This window comes from Pseudomonas sp. PS01299 (genome assembly GCF_029960145.1).
GTDB lineage: Bacteria > Pseudomonadota > Gammaproteobacteria > Pseudomonadales > Pseudomonadaceae > Aquipseudomonas > Aquipseudomonas putida_A.
This window is the reverse complement of record NZ_JASCPO010000331.1, coordinates 1-4,855: the sequence shown is the minus strand read 5'-3', so window position 1 is coordinate 4,855 and position 4,855 is coordinate 1. Positions and strand designations below refer to the sequence as shown.

The window sequence follows — 4,855 nt, the reverse complement described above, 5'->3', positions numbered from 1 at the left end:
GCGCGGGTGTTTGCCTTGGCTCTCGCCTCGTTGCCGCCCCCCCCCCCGCCCCCCCCCCCCCCCCCCCCCCCGCTCCCACAGGTTTTGTGACGTGTGCAAATCTTGCGTTCTATCTGAAATCTTGTGGGAGCTTTTTGCAGCGATGAGGTCCGGTCGCAAAAATCTCTACGAAGCCGCCGCATTACCCCCTGTGGGAGCGGGCTTGCTCGCGAAAGCGGTGGTTCAGGCAATGAAGATGTTGGCTGGGCCGACGCCTTCGCGAGCAAGCTCGCTCCCACCGTGGAACGGCGGTGTGGCTTACAAAGTCGCAACAACCGTACTGATCGGGCTGTTCTAGACTCGGGTCCGCTCAATCACGAGCATCGCCCGGAGTGCGCCATGGAAGTGCCCAACAATAAAACCGCCATCGACAGCAATCGACAGGCGTGGAACGATTCTGCTCGTCATCACCGTGAGTCGGCGGAATGGCAAGCGCTGTTGAACGAGGTGTCAAAGGCTGATTTTTCTTGCCTCGACGACACCTTGCGTGGCGTGCTGGAACAGGTCGGCGTCGATGGCAAAGCGCTGATTCAACTCGGTTGCAACAACGGCCGCGAAAGCCTGTCGCTGTTCGCCCTCGGTGCGCGTAGTGTGGTCGGCGTCGATCAATCGGAGGCGTTTCTCGAACAGGCCCGTGAGTTGAACCAGCGCTCGCCGTACAACGCCGAATTCATCGAAAGCGATATCCATCACCTGCCGGCTGCGCTGCACAGCCGCTTCGACGTGGCGCTGATCACCATCGGCGTGCTGAACTGGATGCCCGACATCGGCGAGTTCTTTCGCCATGTCGCGCTGACTCTCAAACCGGGCGGCAAACTGGTGATCTACGAAACCCATCCGTTTCTGGAAATGGTCGACCCCGACGCCGAAGACCCGTACCGCCTCGCCAGCTCCTACTTCCGCGCCGAGCCATTCGTGCAGGAAGAACCGATTGTCTACGTCGGCAAGGTCGAGCAGCAGGCTGCCAAGTCATACTGGTTCGTGCACACCCTCGGCGCGATCTTCAGCGGCGTCATCGCGGCCGGGCTGAACATCGCGCACTTCAAGGAGTATGCGCACTCGAATCGGGAGGAGGTGTATGACCAGTATCTGAATCGCGAGGCGCAGATGCCGTTGTGCTTCACCTTGGTCGCTCGCAAAACCTGAGAATTTGTTGCTCCATCTGGCCTCATCGTGAGCAGGCTTACTCCTACACGTGATCGGTGTCGTACACAAATCCACTGTAGGAGCGAGCCTGCTCGCGATGGCGGCCGAATGGCCGCCATGCCTTTTACAACCGAATCAAGCCTGCGCCGCCGCACTCACCGCCGGCCGCTCCGGTTTACGCAGTGGCTCCAGGCGTGAGCCGTCGTAGCGGCTTTCGCGGTAGAAGCGCCAGCGGCCGAACAGGCCGTAAACGTGGGTGATGCGCCCTTGTTCGTGGTAGCCCATGCGGATGTGCAGTTTCATTGCCGGAATGTTGCGCGTTTCGCAGGTGTCCACGACGGTATGACAGCCCTGGGCGGCCATGGCTTCCCAGAGGGCGACTTGCACGTCCACCGACAGGCTGGTGCCGAAATACGGGCGGGCCATTTCGCCGCCGAATTCGAAGAACTCGCCGGGTTTGACCGGGAACCAGCAGCCGTAATAGTGGCGGTCGTGGTAGTCGCGAATGCTGCCCCAGATGAATGCCACCGCGTGGCCGTCGGCATCGAGGTACATGTGCCCGGTGTGGCCTTCAGCGGCGAGTTCGGCCATGGTTTCCACGCGGTCACCGAAATGCTTGGCGAACGCCCCGGTGTTGTGCGGTGTGATATCGACTTTGCGCACTCCCTCGTATGGCCGCAGCTTGTGTGGCGGCACCGGGGTCACCAGATCGCGCTCCATCCACAGCAGTTCCCAGTGGAAGAACACGTAGCGCTCCCACAGACTGGCGAAGAAGTTACGAAAGCCTTTTTGACGAATCCGGTCACGCAGTTTTCCGATGAAGTTCATGTTGCCCTCCGTGGCCGAAGCCCGGTGTGGTGGATGTTGCTGTTGTGGGGATGAATCAATCGAGTGCCGTGGCACCGCGTAAAAAATCCTTGTGCAGATCGGCATAGGACACCCGTGGCACACCCGGCAGCCGCTGCTCCAGCACGTGGCTCAGGGATTCTCCGGGATTGAGGTAGGCATCACCGAAATCGCTGCCCAGCTGATTCGGGTGGGCAACGACTTCCAGCACGCCGTCGCTCGGCGCGGGGTCGTTACGCAGATCCACCGGCGTGCACACATAGTCCGCCGTGGCTCCGGCCAGACTCTGCAAGCGCCAGTTGAGCAAACCTTTGAATACACGTTTGGGCAGACTGAGGTTCTGCCCCAGGTTGCGCGCCAGGCGAATCGGCACGCCTTGCCGGGCGGCAAAGCGCGCGACGATTTCGCCGATCGGCCAGATGTTGTGCACGTGCTGATGCGAGTCGATATGGCTAGGTCGCACGCCATGTTCGACACAGCGCTGCCACTGCGCCTGCAACTCTTCACGCACCGCTTCGCGATCTTCGCGACTCAGCCACAGGCTTTGCCGTGGCAGGCTCAGGTCGAATACGCCGTGGCTATCGCAGAAGGTGCGACTGCGCAGGATTGAGGTACTCAGCGGCCGCCCGTAGGTCAGGTTGAAATGCAACCCGACCCGACCTTGCAGCGACGGATGCCGGGCCATCGCGCAGGCTGCTTCGAACGCCGGCATGTTGGCCATGGCCGTGGCCGAGCTGATGACCCCGGCCTGAAACGCGGCGAAGATCGTCGCGTTTTCGTTCGGGCTCAAACCGAAATCGTCAGCGTTGACTATGACTTGGCGAGGCATGATCGCCCTCCGTGGTGATGACGACAGGTGTGGGCGCCGGTGCCGGTCTGGCCGCATGTCGCGCGCGCCATTGCTGCACCGTCGGTTTCAAGCGCTGCCAGAGCCGCAATCCCAGCCCCAGCAACATCCCGCTGGGGCGCCAGGAATAGAAACTCCAGCGCCAGTGTTCCAGTTGTCCGGTCATGCGTTCGTGCAGTTGGTGGCTGGAGTTTTCCAGACTGACCCGCGAGGCATCGATCCAGCGCCAATGCTCGTCCAGCCCCCAGCGAATCCATTCCTCCAGCAGCACCCGGCCGCTGCCCAGATCGGCGTATTGCGGCAGGAACGCGAGGTTGTAATCGTAGAGTCGGCCCTGCTCCAGCAAGCCGAGGCGATAGCTGATGCAACGCCCGTTGAGTTCCAGCGTCACCACCCGCACCAGGCCCTGGCCGGCGAGGGCGGTGAAGGCGCGTTCGATCCATTGCCGACTGCGCTCGCTGGCAAAGATCCCCACGCCCTCGTCACCTTTCCAGCTCACCGCTTCGACTTCGCTGATCGCCCGCAACAGCGGACCCATGCTCAGCGCGTCGGGGCAGATGCGCCGCACCTGGGCGCCACACGCGACAATTCGTTTGCGCGCCCGTCGCAGCTTGTAGCGCGGGTCGCCGGAGACCTCCTGGTGATCCGCGTCGCTGATCAGATGCACCGGCACCCGGCAACTGAGGCGGCGTTCGCCCGCAGAACTGTGGGCCATCCATTCGGTCAGGGCGCTTTCCTCACCCGCCGGCTCGGACAATTCGTTGAGTTGCAGCAGGGCGTGCGGCAGCTGTCGGCGGATCAGGTGCAAGGCTTCGCGCATGTCTTCGCCCTTGAGCAATGACAGCAGCGCCAGCCGGTCCGCCAGCGGATAGCCCAAGTGGTGCAGTACACGAAACGGCACGCCGGCAAAGCGCTCACGGCCCGCTACCAGCGGCAGGCACAGGCGCAATTCGTCCGCTTCCCAACCGAGCAGGATGTGCAGGCGCTCACCCGCGCCCAGTGCCTGCTCCGCCGCGCACAACCAGCCCAGGTGGTTGAACGGCGTGTGATCCGTCACCTGCAGGCGCAGCGCTTCATAGGCGGCTGCCGGGAAGTCGGCGGCGCACAGTGAAGTGCGCCATTCGAATCGCGCCGTCATAGGCTCAGACCGCCGTGGCTGTGACAGGTGGACGGGACGGTTTGCGCAGCGCATCCAGTCGCGAACCGCTGTAGCGGGTTTCGCGGTAGAAGTGCCAGCGACCGAACAGGGTGTAGACATTCATGATCCGGCCTTGCTCGGTGTAACCCATGCGCAGGTGCAGTTTCAGCGCCGGGACGTTGTGGAACTCGCAGACGTCCACCACCTTGTCGCAGCCCTGGGCCGCCATGGCTTTCCACAGTTCCAGTTGCAGGTCCACCGAGAGTTCGCTGCCCCAGTAGGCACGGGTCAGCTCGCCACCGAATTCGAAGAACTCGCCGGCTTTCACCGGGAACAGGCAGCCGTAGTAATGCCGGTCGAAGTAGTCCCGTGCGCTGCCCCAGATGAACGCCACGGCATCGCCCTGATCGTCCAGGTGCATGTGCCCGGTGTGGCCTTCGTTGGCCAGCTCGGCCATGGTCCCGACGCGGTCGCCGAAGTAGCGGGCGAAGGCGCTGGCGTTGTCGGCGGTGATCTTCACCACCCGCAACGGCGGATACGGTTTGAGGCTGTGCGGTGGCACCGGACTGACCAGATCGCGCTCCATCCACAGCAGCTCCTGATGGAAAAACACGTAGTGCTTCCACGCCTTGGCGAGGGTGGCGCGCAGGCCTTTTTGTTTGATGTGCTGGCTGAGTTTGCTGACGGTACCCATGTTCTGTACTCCGGCGTTCCGGCAGGGCGAACAACTGTGGCGAGGGGCTCTGTGGCGAGGGGATTTATCCCCGATGGGCTGCGAAGCGGCCCCGCATTTACAGGCTAAAAGCGACGACTGCTGCGCAGCCGATCGGGGATAAATC

General features: G+C 62.7%; 5 protein-coding genes and 1 pseudogene. 1 reads left to right on the top strand and 5 read right to left on the bottom strand.

Features of this window, described 5'->3' with window-relative positions; translation table 11 throughout:
* Positions 1 to 188: 188 nt before the first annotated feature.
* Positions 189 to 303 (bottom strand): annotated as a pseudogene (locus QMX91_RS29020) (metal ABC transporter ATP-binding protein); the annotation flags it as partial.
* Between the two features lie 75 nt (positions 304 to 378).
* Here QMX91_RS29020 and QMX91_RS29015 point away from each other — a divergent pair.
* Entirely contained in the window at positions 379 to 1,185 is an 807-nt protein-coding gene (locus QMX91_RS29015; RefSeq protein WP_282413769.1) for a class I SAM-dependent methyltransferase, read from the top strand.
* A gap of 135 nt (positions 1,186 to 1,320) precedes the next feature.
* On the opposite strand, the gene QMX91_RS29010 is transcribed toward QMX91_RS29015, so the two are convergent.
* From QMX91_RS29010 to QMX91_RS28995, 4 genes are read right to left on the bottom strand one after another with little or no spacing between them, the layout of a single operon-like run.
* On the bottom strand, positions 1,321 to 2,013 hold the full coding sequence (locus tag QMX91_RS29010; RefSeq protein ID WP_282413768.1) for an N-acetyltransferase: 693 nt from the start codon (positions 2,011 to 2,013) through the stop codon (positions 1,321 to 1,323).
* A gap of 55 nt (positions 2,014 to 2,068) precedes the next feature.
* Complete coding sequence (locus QMX91_RS29005; RefSeq protein ID WP_282413767.1) at positions 2,069 to 2,860, bottom strand: ChbG/HpnK family deacetylase; 792 nt, start codon at positions 2,858 to 2,860, stop codon at positions 2,069 to 2,071.
* On the bottom strand, positions 2,832 to 4,016 hold the full coding sequence (locus QMX91_RS29000; RefSeq protein WP_282413766.1) for a GNAT family N-acetyltransferase: 1,185 nt from the start codon (positions 4,014 to 4,016) through the stop codon (positions 2,832 to 2,834). The genes QMX91_RS29005 and QMX91_RS29000 overlap by 29 nt, the downstream gene beginning before the upstream one ends.
* A gap of 4 nt (positions 4,017 to 4,020) precedes the next feature.
* Positions 4,021 to 4,710 carry an N-acetyltransferase gene (locus QMX91_RS28995; RefSeq protein WP_098964586.1) on the bottom strand — a complete coding sequence of 230 codons (690 nt, stop codon included), beginning with the start codon at positions 4,708 to 4,710 and terminating at the stop codon, positions 4,021 to 4,023.
* Between the last annotated feature and the right edge of the window lie 145 nt (positions 4,711 to 4,855).